10 protein-coding genes, 2 tRNA genes and 3 pseudogenes are annotated in these 16,689 nt (G+C 52.3%); 8 read left to right on the forward strand and 7 right to left on the reverse strand.

Annotation, left to right across the window (positions count from 1 at the left end):
- Nucleotides 1-5: 5 nt before the first annotated feature.
- From IB196_RS13365 to IB196_RS13375, 3 genes and pseudogenes are all read right to left on the reverse strand, one after another.
- Nucleotides 6-2,894 (reverse strand): autotransporter outer membrane beta-barrel domain-containing protein, encoded by a 2,889-nt coding sequence (locus tag IB196_RS13365; protein WP_276683496.1) that lies wholly within the window; start codon nt 2,892-2,894, stop codon nt 6-8.
- 3 nt (nt 2,895-2,897) lie between these two features.
- A pseudogene (locus IB196_RS13370) lies at nt 2,898-3,203 on the reverse strand (AIDA repeat-containing protein); the annotation flags it as partial.
- Between the two features lie 158 nt (nt 3,204-3,361).
- Nucleotides 3,362-3,445, reverse strand: a pseudogene (locus IB196_RS13375) (ESPR domain-containing protein); the annotation flags it as partial.
- A 1,232-nt stretch (nt 3,446-4,677) separates the two neighbouring features.
- Between IB196_RS13375 and IB196_RS13380 the strand changes: the two are divergent.
- Nucleotides 4,678-5,547 (forward strand): integrase domain-containing protein, encoded by an 870-nt coding sequence (locus IB196_RS13380; protein WP_188232478.1) that lies wholly within the window; start codon nt 4,678-4,680, stop codon nt 5,545-5,547.
- Nucleotides 5,548-6,282: 735 nt separating this feature from the next.
- On the opposite strand, the gene IB196_RS13385 is transcribed toward IB196_RS13380, so the two are convergent.
- The 3 genes from IB196_RS13385 to IB196_RS13395 form a co-directional block, all read right to left on the reverse strand.
- Nucleotides 6,283-7,545 carry an integrase arm-type DNA-binding domain-containing protein gene (locus IB196_RS13385; RefSeq protein ID WP_188232479.1) on the reverse strand — a complete coding sequence of 421 codons (1,263 nt, stop codon included), beginning with the start codon at nt 7,543-7,545 and terminating at the stop codon, nt 6,283-6,285.
- Between the two features lie 161 nt (nt 7,546-7,706).
- Nucleotides 7,707-7,782 (reverse strand) — tRNA-Asn (locus IB196_RS13390).
- Nucleotides 7,783-7,881: 99 nt separating this feature from the next.
- Nucleotides 7,882-9,369 carry an EmmdR/YeeO family multidrug/toxin efflux MATE transporter gene (locus tag IB196_RS13395; protein ID WP_223237038.1) on the reverse strand — a complete coding sequence of 496 codons (1,488 nt, stop codon included), beginning with the start codon at nt 9,367-9,369 and terminating at the stop codon, nt 7,882-7,884.
- A 160-nt stretch (nt 9,370-9,529) separates the two neighbouring features.
- Between IB196_RS13395 and IB196_RS13400 the strand changes: the two genes are divergently transcribed.
- The 6 genes and pseudogenes from IB196_RS13400 to IB196_RS13425 all read left to right on the forward strand — a co-directional run bounded on the left by IB196_RS13400 (nt 9,530) and on the right by IB196_RS13425 (nt 14,308).
- A tRNA-Asn gene (locus IB196_RS13400) sits at nt 9,530-9,605 on the forward strand.
- A 165-nt stretch (nt 9,606-9,770) separates the two neighbouring features.
- Nucleotides 9,771-11,033: an integrase arm-type DNA-binding domain-containing protein gene (locus IB196_RS13405; RefSeq protein WP_188232481.1), complete on the forward strand. Its 1,263-nt coding sequence runs from the start codon at nt 9,771-9,773 to the stop codon at nt 11,031-11,033.
- 554 nt (nt 11,034-11,587) lie between these two features.
- Nucleotides 11,588-11,792 (forward strand): annotated as a pseudogene (locus tag IB196_RS13410) (host cell division inhibitor Icd-like protein); the annotation flags it as partial.
- 31 nt (nt 11,793-11,823) lie between these two features.
- Nucleotides 11,824-12,285 (forward strand): hypothetical protein, encoded by a 462-nt coding sequence (locus IB196_RS13415; protein ID WP_188232482.1) that lies wholly within the window; start codon nt 11,824-11,826, stop codon nt 12,283-12,285.
- Nucleotides 12,282-12,509: a helix-turn-helix transcriptional regulator gene (locus tag IB196_RS13420; protein WP_188232483.1), complete on the forward strand. Its 228-nt coding sequence runs from the start codon at nt 12,282-12,284 to the stop codon at nt 12,507-12,509. The genes IB196_RS13415 and IB196_RS13420 overlap by 4 nt, the downstream gene beginning before the upstream one ends.
- 926 nt (nt 12,510-13,435) lie before the next feature.
- Complete coding sequence (locus IB196_RS13425; protein WP_188232484.1) at nt 13,436-14,308, forward strand: integrase domain-containing protein; 873 nt, start codon at nt 13,436-13,438, stop codon at nt 14,306-14,308.
- A 56-nt stretch (nt 14,309-14,364) separates the two neighbouring features.
- Here IB196_RS13425 and IB196_RS13430 read toward each other — a convergent pair whose 3' ends face one another.
- A complete protein-coding gene (locus tag IB196_RS13430; RefSeq protein WP_188232485.1) occupies nt 14,365-15,282 on the reverse strand; it encodes a LysR family transcriptional regulator in 918 nt (305 codons plus the stop codon).
- Nucleotides 15,283-15,386: 104 nt separating this feature from the next.
- Here IB196_RS13430 and IB196_RS13435 point away from each other — a divergent pair, with 104 nt between their 5' ends.
- Nucleotides 15,387-16,595: an MFS transporter gene (locus IB196_RS13435; RefSeq protein ID WP_188232486.1), complete on the forward strand. Its 1,209-nt coding sequence runs from the start codon at nt 15,387-15,389 to the stop codon at nt 16,593-16,595.
- Nucleotides 16,596-16,689 lie beyond the last annotated feature (94 nt).

Genomic DNA, 16,689 nt, shown 5'->3' on the forward strand with positions numbered 1-16,689 from the left:
CGCCGTTACCAGCTATACCGCACGTTCAGGCTGCCGTTCAGGTCGCGGTAGTCGTTACTGCCGGTCTGCCCTGCCGCCTGGGCGCTGACGCTCCACTGGCTGTTCAGGTTCGCCTGAATACCCACCTTCAGCTCGGCGCGGTTGGCCGGGATATCCTGGTCCACGCGCACGTCATTGAACGACACGCTGGTATCGTCGCTGGTGTGCAGCCAGTTGGCTTCCATAAACGGCTGAATAACTGCCGCGTGACTGTTGTGCAGCTTACCGTCAACCCGCAGCCCTAAACGGGTAGTCCAGCTGTCGCTGTCCTGGCCGTCAATACGTGTGTTGCTCTGGTTGGTGACGCTGTCGGCATCATAGTGTTGCCAGGTGGCCTGCGCCTGCGGGGTCAGGCTGACGGTGTTGCCGTTACTCAGCGCGATGTCGTAGCGGTAACCGGTTTCCAGCGAGACGGCGCTGGCGCTGGAGTCATAGTCTTCTGACCCGAGGCCCTCGTTATCGACGCTGTTGTTGTAGAAACCGTACTGATACCAGCTATCGACATACAGCCCGCTGTGGTTTTTGGCGTCGGCAAACCAGGTGGCGTAGACGCCAAGGTTGCAGCCGTCAACATTGCCGCTGGCGGAGAACTGGCTGCCGTCGGCGCCTTTGTTGCCGGTGCTGTCGGAGTCGGCGTTGATATAGCTGCCCATCAGGCCGACGGTGAGGCTCTGCTCGCCATTGCCCCAGGCCGCGATGTCGCCGCCGAACTGGATTTGCGAGTAGTTGTGGTCGATATCGACGTTACCGCCCGCAGCTTTGGAGTCGGCACTACCCGCTTTGAAGCGCATCCAGACGCTGCCGTCGTCACTGCGTAACTGGCTGCCTTCACGGTCATACAGGGTCTGCATCTGCAGGTTGCGCGCCATCCACTGGTTGCCGAGGTAGGCACCGATGTCGGCACGGTACTGCGGCGCGGCATCGCCACCATCGTCAGGGGGAGTAACATTGCCACCATCATCCGGCGGAGTGACATCACCACCGTCGTCCGGCGGTGTGACATCGCCACCGTCATCGTCGTTGTTCGCCTTCGACTCCAGATACCAGTCGCTGTCGGTATGCTGATACAGACGGTATTCATACGCCCCCATCACCACGCGGTTGCCCTGTTTAAAATCTTCACTCCCCGAGCTGCCGCCGACATCAATCACCTCAATGCCGTTGGTGGTGGCCGCCCCGTCTTCGCCGGGGTTCGTGGCGGTAAAGTAAACCGTTGTTTTGCCGGAGGTGTCGCCGGTAATCACCAGTTTATCAGTCGGTGAACTGTCGTCGCCCATATAGGTGTTCATATACAGGCTGCCGTTGTTGCTGCTGTAGTCGCCGTTGATGGTCAGGGTGTGGCCGGTCTCCGTGGCGCTCTGGCTCATGGCGATGCTGCCGCTGTTGCTGATGTTGCCGTTGACCACGCCGGTGCCGCCGAATGTGGCGCCGGAAGCGACGTTGACGTTCTGGGTGCTGCCCGTGGCGCCAATCACGCCGGTGTCGGTCAGCCACAGAGTGCCGGCGTTGACATTGGTGTCGCCGCTGTAGGTGTTCGCCGCGCTAAGGATAAGTATGCCATCGCCTGCTTTGGTGAGAGTTTGACCGTCCCAGCCGCTGTTGGCGCTCACATCCGTCAGTACGCTACTGACCTCAAAGCTGCCGTCCGGGTTGCTCAGGGTGAAAGTGCCGTGAGCGTCGGTGGCGGCACCATCGACATCAGCATACCAGGAGAGTGAGGTGGCAAGCTGGTACTGTGAGCCGTCAACACGCCCGTCCACGGTGAGGAAGTCAGTCTGTTTCGCGTCCATTCCGGCGATGGTCAGGGTGTCGAAGTCACCGCTGATGGCGCTGTTGGTATCAATCAGAGTGAAGGTATACGGGTCGCTTTGCAGCGAGTCCGCGACGTTACCAATGCCGGTGATATTCAGCGTGCCGTCAAGGCTGGCGCTGTCGGCGGTGATCACCGGGCTGCTGGCGTTGTCGCCCAGGTTGATGTTCAGCGTGCTGCCGTCCTGCTGGTTCAGCGTGCCGGTGGTCAGTGTGGTGCCGGCTGCCAGTGAGGTGACACCGCCATCATCGGTGGTCAGGCTGGCGAGGATGTACTCCCCGGTAGCGTTGAGGTTAAGGGTGGCATGGTTGGTCACGTCGCCGGTACCCAGCGCTGTCGGGCTGCTGGCATCCAGCGTCCCGTCGTTGATACTGGTGCCGCCGCTGTAGGTGTTATTGCCGGAAAGCATCAGTGTGCCGGAACCGCTTTTCACCAGCGAGCCGCTCCCCTGGAGATCATTATATTCACTGCGTGAGGCATTCTCGTTAAATTCCAGCACGCCATTATTGGTGACAACGTTAGAGTAAGACTTAAGGATACCGCCAGTGTTAATCAGGGTGGTGCCCTGCAGTATCGCGCTATCATTTGCCAGCGCCAGCTTGCCGCCGTTGTTGACGGTGGTGCCCGATGTCGTGCCGCCATCGTAAATCATTTGCGTTCCCCCCCCATTGATGGTGGTGCCCGATGCCGTGCCGCTATCGTAAATATATTGCGCTCCCTCATTGATGGTGGTGCCCGATGCCGTGCCGCCAGATAAAATCTGCTGCCCCCCTCCAGCGTTGATGGTAGTGCCCGATGCCGTGCCGCTATCGTAAATATATTGCGCTCCCTCATTGATGGTGGTGCCCGATGCCGTGCCGCTATCGTAAATATATTGCGCTCCCTCATTGATGGTGGTGCCCGATGCCGTGCCGCTATCGTAAATATATTGCGCTCCCTCATTGATGGTGGTGTCCGATGCCGTGCCGCCATCCACAATGAATTGCAGCCCACCATCATTGATGGTGGTGCCCGATGCCGTGCCGCCATCGTAAATATTTTGCACTCCCCACTCATTGATGGTGGTGTCCGATGCCGTGCCGCCATCGTAAATCCTTTGCGTTCCCCCCTCATCGATGGTGGTGTCTGATGCCGTGCCGCCATCGTAAATATTTTGCTCTCCGTTACTATTGATGATGGTGCCCGATGCCGTGCCGCCAGCGTGAACTTGTTGCTCTCCGTTATTATTGATGATGGTGCCCGATGCCGTGCCGCCATCGTAAATAATTTGCGTTCCCCCCCCATCGATGGTGGTGTCTGATGCCGTGCCACCAGAGAAAATATATTGCCCCCCCCATCGATGGTGGTGTCTGATGCCGTGCCGCCAGCGTTAATATTCTGCGAGTCACTATAATTCAGCGTTTCACCGCTAACGGTTTCATCGGTCACAGTCGGCGTGAAGTCTGCCAGCGCGGCACCGGAGAACAGTCCCAGCAGGGAGGCAAGGCCAGCAGCTTTAACCTGCGTTTTGAGACGGCTGTCGCCGCGGGCGAATTCACCGGCCACCACGTACATGTTGCGGGCGGCGTTCCAGACGATGTTGTAAGTTCGGTTCATTGAGATAATCCCTGTAAAGTTGCACAGCAAAGCTGCATCCTGTGCGTGATGCTTCAGCGCCGTATGGTGTTTTTTGTGGGGATATTATGCGAAGGAATGGCTAATAAAAATATTTTTAGCGCAATAAAACAGGATGAGGCGACGCAATAACGTGACGTAGTGATAATTAATTTATTTTTCAGAATATATTAATATAAAACATCCATGTTATTACCATATTTATTCTCGTGATAAATATATTTGAAATAAAAAACGACTAACATAAAAAAATAGGTAATAACGTACAGGTATGAAAGTAAAAAAGTGATCGCCAGCACACCGGGCGTTGCACCAGAGCAAATTAAGTCGTCCCGCTACCATAAGCCTGAAAATTGCTAAATTGTCTCTCCCGCTCTTCTGATGGCCCTGCTGTCAGAAGAGCGGGAGAAGGCAAGCGAAGCGCGGCAGTACAGGTTTGCAAAAAACCTTTTTGACACAAAAACAGTTTTTCCTTTCTGCGTCAGCGGTACTGGCATAGTCTCCTCCTTGCTCTATGCTGTCGTTGACAGCGCCCTTTGCTTCGCAACCTGAAAGAAGCACCTGAACCCTCAGGACGGTTGATCCCTTTGCCGGTGCAGACCTCTGCAAACACCGGGTCGCGGATTATTACGACGGAGGCCAAAGTTTCCACACCAAATATCCTTTTACTGCGCCAGAATGCTGGCCTGAATCTGCACCATGCCGGAATTCTCCCGGCCAACCGATACCGGCTGACACTCTCAGCGCCTTTTACCTGACGGGCAGCGGCCTGCATTGCCGTCAGGCTTTGCTGCCGCGTGACCGTAAAACTGCACCAGAAACGCAACGTTTCAGCCCTGCACCAACAGAGTGCGTCACTTTAACCGCGCAGAGCGGGAAAGTGACGCACGCAGCCTTTTCGACCTGCACCAGATAAATCAACTGTTCCAGCCCATCGCGGGATTCTGACGCGCCTTTTCAGGCCATTTATTAACCACAAGGAGAACATGAACCGGTATCAGAGGGGGATCTGGACGATCCGGGGGATAACCCGCGCAAGCGGGCGGCTGCTTTGAAAGCATAACCGACGCCCCGCCACACCTCAACAGCCGTCGCCCCGGCGCTCAGATACCGTTCGCAGCCCCGACAAAACTCAGGGGCTATCGGCCTACGCGCCGGGGAAGCTGTATCAGATTTTGGGTCAGTTAATTGTTGCAGTCATAAAGGGGGAATAAATGGGCATGCTGGAGCGGGAAATGCGGCACCTGGCGAAACAGGCGGGTGGCGCACATAAAACGGTCAGTGACCGCATGGCGCAGGCGAAGCGCTTCTGTGAACGTCTGATCGAACAGAATGTGCAGATCCGTTATGTTCAGCATCTGAAAGCGCGGCATATTGAGGATTATATTCGTCACCGGCTGGCGCAGGGGATCGATAAACGTACCCTGCAAAACGAAATGGCGATGATAAGGATTGTTTTGCGGCAGGCCGGACGGGTTAAACTGGCTGACGGCGACCGGATCAGCAACCGGGCGGTGGGTATCGGCGGCGCGTCGCGCAACGGCACGCGCCGCGCGATCACGGACGGGAAATATCAGGCGGTGCAGGAAAACGCCCGAATGAAAGATCCGGGGCTGGCGGCCGCGCTGGAGCTGGCAAGGCTGATGGGGCTGCGTTCGCAGGAGGCGGTACGCTGTCCGCAGTCATTCGACAAATGGAAACAGTCGCTGGAACGCGGCGATACACGGCTGACGGTGGTGTTCGGCACTAAAGGTGGACGCCCCCGCGAAACGGTGGTTCTGGACGCTGGCGCAGTTAAAAAGGCGCTGGATAATGCGATCAACATTGCGGAACAGCGCAACGGCAGGCTGATTGACCGGGCCACGCTGAAAGAGGCGATGCGGTTCTGGCGCAAACAGGCGGAACAGATCGGCTTAACGGGGCAAAACTCGGCACACTCGCTGCGCTACGCCTGGGCGCAGGATGCCATTCACCATTATCTGGCGCAGGGATTCAGCGAACAGGAGGCGCTGGCGATGACGGCGATGGACCTGGGCCACGGCGACGGACGCGGGCGGTATGTGGCGCAGGTTTACGGACGGTGAGGAGAGACTGGCTGATATCTGTTAATAACTGGAACAGCAGATTGCTCAGTCACCGCCCATGGTACTCAGAATCTGGTGATAAGCTGGGGCAGCCCAGTAATATCTGGTGCAGTGTCACCAGGCCATCGCTCCGGTGACTGTGCCAGTAAAAGGAAAAAGGCCGGAAAGGGTAAGGGACGGCTAAGGGTAACTGCGCCTGACCGGAAAAGGCCAAAGGGCTTAAAAGGTTAAACGGGTGCAGTTCCGTGTTTATTTAACGGGTATCTGGCGCAGCCCTGTTATGTTATTATGCTGCCAGCAGGTCGCAACAGATTCTGGTACAGTTTACCGATGAATTATTATCTGGTGCAGATAAGGACATGCCGGGATATATTCAGCCATCATTTTTATCGGGAAAGCAACTGGTGCAGAGTTTTACCTTTCAATTTACTGATATTGATAAGAAAGTGCCTGAAAATATTCTACTGGAATAATTTCAGGTAGTTGCCTGTTGATATGGTTCGTATTGATAGGTTTTCGTACAAAATTATTTGCCCCAAATAAAATTGGGTATTTACCTATCGATACGGCTTATATTGATAGGTTTTCATACAAAAATTTTTGCCCTCAAAATTTTTTGTATGCTTTCCGATTAATAACCGAAGAATCGAAGGCAACTTCTTTCAATACAAAAAGCAGATCCGGATTCAACCAGGATCTGCATTTTCATTATCAACAAATTACATTGCCGCTGGCTCAGGCTGCCTTATGTCGCCGCGCATAAATATACGGTGCAATGTATTCTTCGCGACTCACATCCAGATAATCCGACCACCACTGCATCATGGCTTTACGGGCGTCGAGGTGTTCAGCGCGGTGGATATACGCCGCCCGCACGCTGTTACGCTCCTGATGGCTCATCTGCCGCTCCACGGCATCCCGCGACCAGAGTTCAGATTCCACCAGGGCGCTACAGGCCATTGCCCGGAATCCATGCCCGCAGACATCGGTTTTTGTGTTGTATCCCATCAGGCGCAGCGCCCGGTTAACAGTGTTTTCACTCATCGGCTTGTACGGGTTATGGTTGCCGGGGAACACCAGTTCCAGATGGCCGGAGATGTCCTGTATCTGCTTCAGAATGGCAATCACCTGCCGGGAAAGCGGCACAATATGCGGAGTACGCATTTTTGCGCCACGACCTGAAAAACGCACTTTGTCGATGGCCTCGCGGGTGGCGGGAAGGGTCCAGATTTTGTGTCTGAAATCAATTTCGCTCCAGCGGGCAAAGCGCAGTTCGCTGGAACGGATGAACAGGTGAAGAGTCAGCACCACCGCCAGCCTTGTTAACTCCCGTCCCTGCTGATAATCGCCAATGCGGTGAAGCAGTTCCGGCAACCGCTCCGGCGGCAGGGCGGGATAGTGGTTTTTAACCGGTGACGCAGTAACCCCTTCCAGATGCTGCGCCGGATTGTTTTCGGTGAGCCCCTGCTGAACAGCATAACGCATGATGTTGCAAAGCTGCTGCCGGGTTCGGGACGCGACTTCCAGGAAGCCTTTATCCTCAATAACCCGCAGTAATGCAGTGAAATGCTGTGTTCTCAGCAGAGTGACGGGCATATGACCAATTGCCGGAAAGATATGATTTTCCATGCTGGCGAGAATACGTGCAGCATAATCAGCCGACCATTTTTTGTTGGTTTTGTGCCAGCCCAGCGCCACCGCTTTAAAACACTTTTCCGGCGAAGAGGCAGCTTTATCAACCATGCGCTGTTGGGCGGGATTGATATTCTGCGTCAGTAATTTACGGATACCGTCGCGCTGCTGCCTGGCTTCGGCAAGAGAAACCAGCGGATATGTACCCAGGCTGACGCGGGACTCTTTACCGCTGAAGCGATATTTGAGATACCAGATACGCGAACCGCCGGGATTGACGAGCAGATACAGACCGTGTGAATCGGATAGCTTTACAGGACGGGAAGAAGGTTTTAAGTTGCGGATTTTTGAATCGTTTAAAGACATTTGGGGGTCACTCCAGAATCGAACCAAACTGACCCCAGATCTGACCACCAAATTTTCCGGATGCAGAGGGAAAAACAGATACACACCGGGAAAGATTTTCACGCTAACTTATTGAAACCTAATCATATAGGTACTTCTAAGTACGCCTGAAAACAGGAATTTGGCTCCTCTGACTGGACTCGAACCAGTGACATACGGATTAACAGTCCGCCGTTCTACCGACTGAACTACAGAGGAATCGTGTGAACGGGGCGAATATTAGCGATGCCTGTCTGTATTGTCAAAGCCTGAATGGATATTTGCGATCGTTTGCTGAAATATTCTTCATTTCGTCGCTTATTCAGACGCAGACGATTGTTTTATATACTTTTCACGTTCAGGACGTGGATATTTCCACAGCCAACGACCTGTGACCATTCGCCAGTAAAATAACGCGGCCCGTACTGCCCAGTCGAAGAACATCCCCATCCAGACGCCAACGACACCCCATCCTAATACGATCCCGAGGGTGTAGCCGGCAACAACACGACAGCCCCACATCCCCAACATGGAGACCCACATAGCGAAACGGGCGTCACGTGCACCTTTAAATCCAGCAGGAAGAACCCATGATGCTGCCCATATCGGCATAAATGCCGCGTTCAGCCAAATCAGGATGACAATGACCTCTTTTACATCCTGATCGTGGGTATAAAACGAAGCCATCACGCCTGCAAACGGGGCGGTTAGCCAGGCGATGGCGGTTAATCCGATTGTGGAGAGCCAGAATACATGCCGCAACTGGATTTCCGCCTGAGCAATCTGTCCATTTCCCAGACGTCTGCCGGTAATGATGGTAGACGCGGAACCTAAAGCGTTTCCCGGCAGGTTGATCAGTGCCGCTATCGAAAAGGCAATGAAGTTACCGGCAATTACGCTGGTACCCATACCTGAAACAAACATCTGCGTAAGTAACTTGCCACCGTTAAACAGGACTGACTCTATACTGGCAGGAATACCAATCCCCATGACTTCCCAGATGATGGCAAGATTCAGCGGTTTAAAATAGCTCTTCAGGGGAATGCGCAGCGCTGGGTTAAATCCAATCATCAGCACCCATATAATGGCGATGGCACCAATGTAACGTGAAATCGTCAACCCCAGACCTGCGCCGACGAATCCCAGCCCTTGCCAGGAAAAAATGCCGTAGATCAGGATGCTACTGATGATAATGTTCAGGATGTTCATACCACCGTTAATCAATAACGGTATTTTGGTATTTCCGGCACCGCGCAGTGCGCCGCTGCCAATTAACGCAATTGCCGCAGCGGGGTAGCTGAGCACTGTTAATTCCAGATAGGTTAGCGCCAGCGCTTTTACATCAGGGGTGGCTTCTCCTGCAACGACATCAATAATCTGCTCACCGAAATAGTGAATCACCGCCGCCAGTACGACAGCAAATATTGTCATGATCACCAGTGATTGTCTGGCTGCGGCTCTGGCGCGTCGGCGATCGCGCTTTCCGAGACTAAAAGCAACCACCACCGTCGTGCCAAGGTCGATGGCGGCGAAAAATGCCATGATGACCATGTTGAAGCTGTCGGCAAGCCCGACGCCTGCCATAGCTTCTTTACCCAACCAGCTCACCAGGAAGGTGCTCAGTACTCCCATCAAGAGTACACAGGTGTTTTCCAGAAAAATGGGGACAGCAAGCGGGGTAATTTCGCGCCAAAAGAGAACTTTATAACGCTTGCGTTTGGCATACCAGGGCGTGCGGGATGCGACCTGGCGTAAGGCTGCGGAGACGTTCAAAGTGAACCTTAATGAAGAAAGTTGAAACCTCATTTCAAATGATGAGGGAGAATCAAAAAAGCTGCAAAGTTTTTTCCATTTAAAATGTCTGTAAATGCAACAAACTGTCGAGAGAAGCACCAATTGATCCCCAATGTAGGAATTGGGGTTTGACAAATGTTTTTTCGCCGCTAAGATAAGCCTCCACAACGATTCCTCTGTAGTTCAGTCGGTAGAACGGCGGACTGTTAATCCGTATGTCACTGGTTCGAGTCCAGTCAGAGGAGCCAAATTTTAGTTTCATGACGTTCCTATACGTCCTGAAACGTATAAAAAACAAGAAGTTATCTTGACCCGGTTGTCCTGCGAAGGATTACCGGGTTTCTTGACATCCATAGTTTTTGGGGGCTTAATCGGGGGCCTCACGGTTCGGTGAGAAAATGGAGCCCCCCGCTATGGCATTAACAGATACCGCTATCCGCAAGACTAAACTCACAGAAAAACCCTTCAAACTGGCAGACAGTTCGGGACTGTACCTGCTGATCAAACCCAATGGCTCAAAACTCTGGTACATGAAGTACCGCATCGACGGGAAAGAGAAAAAGCTGGCCTTCGGCCCCTACCCGGATGTGTCCCTGTTTAAAGCGCGACAGTTACGCGATGCCGCGCGTGCGAAAATACGTGAGGGGGTCGATCCCTCCGCTGACAAGAAAATCGCGCAACAGAAAAAGAAAAACGGTCATACATTCCGCCAAATAGCCATGAACTGGCACGGTGAGCATAAGCACTGGTCTGCGCATTATGCAAACACCATCCAGCGCAGGCTGGAAATGTATGTTTTCCCGGATATCGGGGACAGCCTTATTGACCAGATCACCACGGAAACGCTGTTATTCACCCTGCGCAAAGTGGAGAACAAAGGCTTTCTGGAGATCACCGCGCGGCTGAAAAACTACGTCACCGAAATCATGCGCTATGCGGTGAAGAAGCAGTTAATTAAATCAAACCCGGCGCTGGATCTGGACGGCGAATTTACCCCGCCGGAAACCAGCCATTACCCGGCCCTGCCGCTGGATAAGTTACCTGAACTGTTAACCCGGACGGACAGTTACTGCGGCAGGCTGCTGACCCGATACGCCCTTAAGCTGTCGCTGCTGTTCTTCGTGCGTTCCAGTGAGTTACGTTTTGCCCGCTGGAGTGAAATCGACTGGCAGCAGAAGCTATGGGTGATCCCGGAAGAACGGGAACAGATTGAGAACGTCAAATTTTCTCACCGCGGTACAAAAATGAGAACGCAGCATATCGTTCCTCTGTCCGATCAGGCTATCGCGATATTAAAGCAGGTTGAAGCACTTTCCGGCCATCTGGTGTTTGTCTTCCCCGGCGAATACGATCAGGATAAATGTATGAGCGACAATACCGTTAACAAGGCATTGCGCGTGATGGGTTACGATACCAAAAAAGAGATCTGCGGCCACGGCTTCAGGGCGATGGCATGCAGCGCTCTGAGTGAGTCGGGGTTATGGAGTAAAGAAGCCATTGAGAAGCAAATGAGCCATCAGGAAAGGAACAGCGTTCGCGCCGCTTATATCCACAAGGCTGAGTATCTGGAAGAGCGGATCGCGATGATGCAGTGGTGGGCGGATTATCTGGATGCAAATACTGGCGGGTATATTTCACCCTATCAGTTTGCCAGTCGGCTGAAAAAAGTATCGTAATACAACAGGTTATTAAAGGGGAAACAGGTGTTTCCCCTTAAGTGCGTTTCAATCCGTGAATTATTTCAGCAGATCAATCAACCGCAGCAGAGCCAGTAACAGCTCCAGTACGGCAATGAGCACAATCAGCTTACGCATCAACGTGTCCATTCGCTCTCCTTCTGAAAGGAGCGCAACGCCTGCATCTTACCCTTACACTGCCTGTCGGTGCAGGTGTACATTTGCTAAGTTGTATTGCCGCGCCCCAGACCGGGGCACTGCCTGCGGCACCACCCGTCCGGCAGTCAGGGCTTGAAATCGGTCTGGCCTGAGACGAGACAAACTTAGCGTCTCGTATTATAAGGCCGGGCTGTGCATTTGCAATGGTGCTCAAAGCGGGTTAGACTTATACCGCTAGGTTGTATTGTCGCGCAACGCCGCTCAGGTCGCCGTCTGTGACCTGAGAGCGAAAAATAAAGAACCCCACCTCACCAGTGGGGTTTTTTATTTTCTGCGATCGGCCTTCCAGAGTGTCTCTTGATGTTGGCGGCTAATCGCGGTATCTTTTAGCCGTACCTGCAAAATCAGGTGCCGGGTTTAGCAGCCTGACTATCAACGCGGACAGCCGCCGTTTTCCGTAGTGCGGTTTTTTTACGTCCGTAACTGCCCCGTATTATGGTGGGGCGTAACGGGGGAGCGTTCGCGCTCGCCGGTTCCGTTGATGCCGGTCTGCTAACCCTGTTACGTCTCACCACCCCGTTTAGCAGCGGTCTGGTGAGGTTTGCAAAACCTAATCAACGAGGCTGCCACTATGGCTACTACCCCCATCCAGACTCACCCGTTACTGACCGTTCCTTTTAACGCTGCCACAGACTTCACCGTCCTTGCCAGCCACTGCGAAAACTTTGCCGAAACCCTGATTGAAAACAACGATCCCACGCTGAAAATGGCGCTTTGCGGCAGGATCAACGCCTGTCTGACATTGTTACAGCCCACGCTGCTTGATCCGGTTCCTCCCCATCTTGTTGAAAGCCTGACCGTCGATACCCTTCCCACCAGTTACCCCCGTTTTGGGCCTGAATGCACCGAGATTTGTAACTACTGCCTTGCCCTGACCCAAACGCTGGCAGGACAGGGATTTTCCTCTGAAACGGAAAAATATCTTAGCTGGCTGTTGTACGACCTGATCAATTACTTCGCGGCTGAAATGAAAGCCCCACGCTGGCTGCACACTCCTGATGGTTTAAAGTTTATTGACGGGGTGGCGGCATGATGCAACCAGACTGGCACTCTGCTGACATTATCGCGGCGCTGAAAAAGCGGGGAACGTCGCTTTCTGCACTTTCCCGTCAGGAGGGGCTGGCCTCCTCCACGCTGGCGAATGCACTGATAAGGCACTGGCCCAAAGGTGAAAAACTGATCGCTGAAAAGTTAGGCATTACGCCTGAGCAGATCTGGCCTTCCCGTTACCGAAAGCCGGAATACCGTCAAAGCTAAAACGACTCTCCCGATCTTTTGTCAGCTTTGCTGGCGGAAGATCGGGAGAAGACAAGCGAAGCGCGGCAGACGGCCATTCACAAAATGACGAAAAAATCCACAAACAACTCAATTTCCAGAAAAAAGGTTTCCCCTTTTCATTCGCGAAAACCGGGTGTAATCTCCCTTCTGCTCTATGCTGTCGTTGACAGCTCCCTTTGCTTCTCAACCTGAAAGAAGCACCTGTTATCAGGACGGTTGATCCCTTTACCGGTGCAGACCTCTGCAAACACCGGGTCGCAGGACATCGCGGCGGAGGCCCGAAGTTATACACGCTACATCCTTTTACTGCGCCAGTTCGCTGGCTGCTGTTTCACTTTGCCGGGATCTCCCGAGTTTCCGGCTCATCTGTACTTGCTGAATTTCAGCGCCTTTTACCTGCGCCAGATCTCTGGTCAATGCTGCACTGCACCGGAAACTTTCCGGTAAATCCTGCACCTGCTACACCAGAGCCCTTTACGTTACGGGCTGCGACCTGCATTGCCGTAAAGCATTTGCTGCCGCGTGACCGTAAACCTGCACCAGAATTGGCTCTTTCAGAGCACGGCACCTGACCGGGCGTCACTTGAGTCCCGTATCACGGGCGCAAGTGACGCCGTTCCACCATGCCGACGCAAGCCCTGTTTTATCTGGCCTGCGCCCTCAATCCCCCGCACTGACACGTCGCTTTCAGGCCGCTGTCGGTTCAGAAAAGGAGAAAAAGATCGATACCGAGGGGGGCATGACGCCCCGGAGAATCTCCTGTTCCCGCAGGCAGCCCGTACAGCGTACGGGCTGAAACTCCCTATACCTCAACAAACTGCCACTCCGGCGTGAAGGTATCGTTCTGGCGCAGCCAAAAAGCATACGCCGGAGACTGTTTGTATTTTCAAAATTGGGGGGAGTGTATGGGTAAGTTAGGCGGTGAAATGAAGGCGCTGGCGAAACACTGTGGCGGTAGCCATAAAACGGTGAACGATCGCATCCACATCGTACAACGTTTCGATCACCATTTACGGGCGCTGAATATCCAGATCCAGAAAGTGGCGCAGATTAAGGTCCGCCACATTGAAAGCTACGTTCATGAAAGGCTGGCGCAGGGGATCGGTAAACGCACGCTGCAAAATGAAATGGCCTCGCTGCGTGCCGTACTGCAACAGGCCGGGCGTAAGCAAGTAGCAGAGCATGAGCGGCTGACTAATAAATCACTGGGGCTGTCTGCTGCATCGCGCAACGGTACGCGGCAGGCTATTACGCCAGATCATTACCGCCATGTGCTGGGGGCTGCACAAATGAAAGATCCGGGACTGTCGGCAGCACTGGAACTGGCACGATTGATGGGTTTGCGCTCGCAGGAAGCGGTACAAAGCGCTCAATCATTGAAAACGTGGCAACAAGCCGTTGAACGCGGTAACACGCGCCTGACGGTGGTTTTCGGCACTAAAGGCGGGCGGCCCCGCGAAACGGTAATTCTGGATGCTGATGCAGTTAAAAAAGCATTGGACAATGCCTTAGCTGTTGCAGACAGCCGTCATGACCGACTGATCGACAAGCCGGATCTGAAAAGCGCGATGGATTACTGGCACAACCAGGCCGCGCGTATTGGTCTGACTGGCACATATTCTCCGCATTCGCTGCGTTATGCGTGGACACAGGATGCCATTCGTCACTATCTGGCGCAGGGGTTAAGTAGGAAAGAAGCGCTGGCAATGGTGGCGATGGATCTGGGGCATGGTGACGGGCGTGGGCGGTATGTGGCGCTGGTGTATGGGCAAATTTGACAGTCAGCTAAGAGCGAGGAGCGGCCGCTAATTCGTTGTGGCTCTTCAATGCGGACTTACGTTACCAGGGGAAGATGGCTCAACTTCTGATGTATAAAATCAATAAGTGCTCTTGTTTTCGAGGGCAAGTAGCGTCGATTGGAATAAAGTGCAAACAAGTGCAATGGGGCAGCAGACTGTTCAAACTCAATCTCGATGAGTCGCCCATCGTTAATATAGGGTTGGCAGGCTTGTTTCGAGAGAATAGCAAAACCGACACCTGCTACCGCCGCTCGCCCTGCCATTTCTCCGCTGTTTACTCGATAATGCTCTTTAACTGCAATTGTCTCAAACCTACCTTTTGCACTGACGAATTGCCAAGGTGCCCCTTTCAGTGCGCTTACTGTTGTAATGCAGGGTAATTTTTCAAATTGCTGGATATGAGAAGGGGTACCATAACGCCGAATGACGGAGGGAGCTGCAACAATGGTGCAAGGGATCGTAACCAGGTGACGGGCGATATAGTCACTGTCATCCAGCTGACCACGGCTCACAATGATTGCTAAATCAAGGTCATCTCGCAGAGATTCGAGGCCTGACAAGTTTGTGACACAGCTGATCTCCACATCTGGGTACTGACAGGCAAAATCGGCAATAACAGAACCCAGCAATGCTGGACCAATTTCATTGGGAATACAGATACGTAATGGACCTTTGAGTTGGACCTGTCCTTGTGTTAATTCAGACTCCGCTTGTTCAAGTGCTTCAAGCAGTGGTCTTGCTCGCGTATAGAGCAACTGCCCCGCCTGGGTGAGCTTCATATGGCGTGTGTTGCGCTCGATAAGCTGTAGGTTCAATTTTTCTTCTAACTGAGAAATACAACGACTTACGTTTGATGTCGGCATTTCAAGGGCTTTGGCTGCGCCAACGAAACTTTCCCTTTCAACAACGGCAATGAACACTTTCAGGGTAATAAAGTCGAGAGCAGGACGCATAGTAAATCCCACATTTGATAATAATAAATGCCATTTTTACCATCTTATGCTGATTATTGATAGCAGATAAACTTTTGGCATCCTTCTCTTATTGGTTGCTTGTTATGCCACAGGTTACTCAGATTTTTAATCATAAAACCCTAATGCGGATAGCCATCATCATCGCCTTTATCCAGTTTACTAATGCATTGGAGTACATGGCGTTAACACCTGTTTTTTCCTTTATGGCAGAGGCGTTTTCGGTTCCGGTTTCATTTTCTGGATATGTCTCCGGCATGTACACATTAGGCTCGGTTCTCTCCGGTGTTGCTGCTTTTTATTGGGTAGACCGATTTGATAAAAAGCGATTCTTAATCCAGAACATGCTGCTGCTGGGAACACTAACGCTTGTGTCTACATTTACAACAAATTTTGACGCGCTATTGGCTCTGCGATTTTGTGCAGGATTAGTTGGTGGTACAACGATGGGGGTGGGGACGAGTATCTTGATAAACCATTCTCCCGTTAACATGCGCGGGAAAATGTTAGCAACAGTAATTGCATCATTTTCAATGGTAAGTATCGTTGGTATGCCAGCGATATTATATTTTTGCACACACTATGGTTGGCATATTTCTCTGTGGTCAATCAGTTTTCTATGTCTGCTCTCTTTACCACTTATAGCCTATTTTATTCCCAAGGATTCAGCTCAATCACGTGCTAAGAACAAGCTATCTATTGATGCTCAAACCCTGCTTTTTGCCTCTTGTAATGCACTGGTACAGTTTAGCCCAATGTTGATCATTCCCATTTTGACCCCATTGATGACCCATTATTTGGGAGCACAACAAAACCAACTGCCTTTGCTGTTCTTAAGCGGAGGGATTGCAGGTTATCTGTCTACAAAAATAACAGGTGTTCTGACATCACGTTTTTCCGCTCTGATGCTGTCAACAATCTCAACGCTACTTTTTGTCCTAAGTTTACTGGTCCCTGCAACCGGTTATCATAACGCAGTTCTCTTTATTACTTTATTTCTTGGTGCTTCGTATAGTCGGCTGGTTTCATCATCTTCGGTTACGATCCAGTATCCAGCGGATGAACAACGTGCCAGTTTTTCTTCATTACAGACTGCGATAATGTCCCTGATAACAACTTTTGCATTCTTTTTGTCGTCCTTATTACTGCCCGACCACGGCATAACAACACAGAACGTAGACCGATTGCTGGTAGTATGCGCATTAACTGCAACTGGGTTTCCCCTGATGGTCATGGCATTGCAAAAGAAACTGGCTAAACGTATTCACCAGCCCGACCACGTTGTTATTGATTAGCATAAAGTCCGCTGTTGGCACAAAGCGAACTGTCATAGGTGGAAGGTCCGCTATTGGCACAAAACCAACTGTCATATCGATCTACAACCAGAAC

It is taken from the genome of Citrobacter sp. C6_1 (assembly GCF_014596835.2).
In the GTDB taxonomy this organism is placed as follows: domain Bacteria; phylum Pseudomonadota; class Gammaproteobacteria; order Enterobacterales; family Enterobacteriaceae; genus Citrobacter; species Citrobacter pasteurii.

Coding starts and splice junctions, on each gene's coding strand:
- IB196_RS13420 (WP_188232483.1), top strand. CDS start 12,282: ATGATGCAACCAGACTGGCACTCTGCTGACATTATCGCGGCGCTGAAA.
- IB196_RS13405 (WP_188232481.1), top strand. CDS start 9,771: ATGGCATTAACAGATACCGCTATCCGCAAGACTAAACTCACAGAAAAA.
- IB196_RS13435 (WP_188232486.1), top strand. CDS start 15,387: ATGCCACAGGTTACTCAGATTTTTAATCATAAAACCCTAATGCGGATA.
- IB196_RS13395 (WP_223237038.1), bottom strand. CDS start 9,369: ATGAGGTTTCAACTTTCTTCATTAAGGTTCACTTTGAACGTCTCCGCA.
- IB196_RS13385 (WP_188232479.1), bottom strand. CDS start 7,545: ATGTCTTTAAACGATTCAAAAATCCGCAACTTAAAACCTTCTTCCCGT.
- IB196_RS13425 (WP_188232484.1), top strand. CDS start 13,436: ATGGGTAAGTTAGGCGGTGAAATGAAGGCGCTGGCGAAACACTGTGGC.
- IB196_RS13415 (WP_188232482.1), top strand. CDS start 11,824: ATGGCTACTACCCCCATCCAGACTCACCCGTTACTGACCGTTCCTTTT.
- IB196_RS13380 (WP_188232478.1), top strand. CDS start 4,678: ATGGGCATGCTGGAGCGGGAAATGCGGCACCTGGCGAAACAGGCGGGT.
- IB196_RS13430 (WP_188232485.1), bottom strand. CDS start 15,282: ATGCGTCCTGCTCTCGACTTTATTACCCTGAAAGTGTTCATTGCCGTT.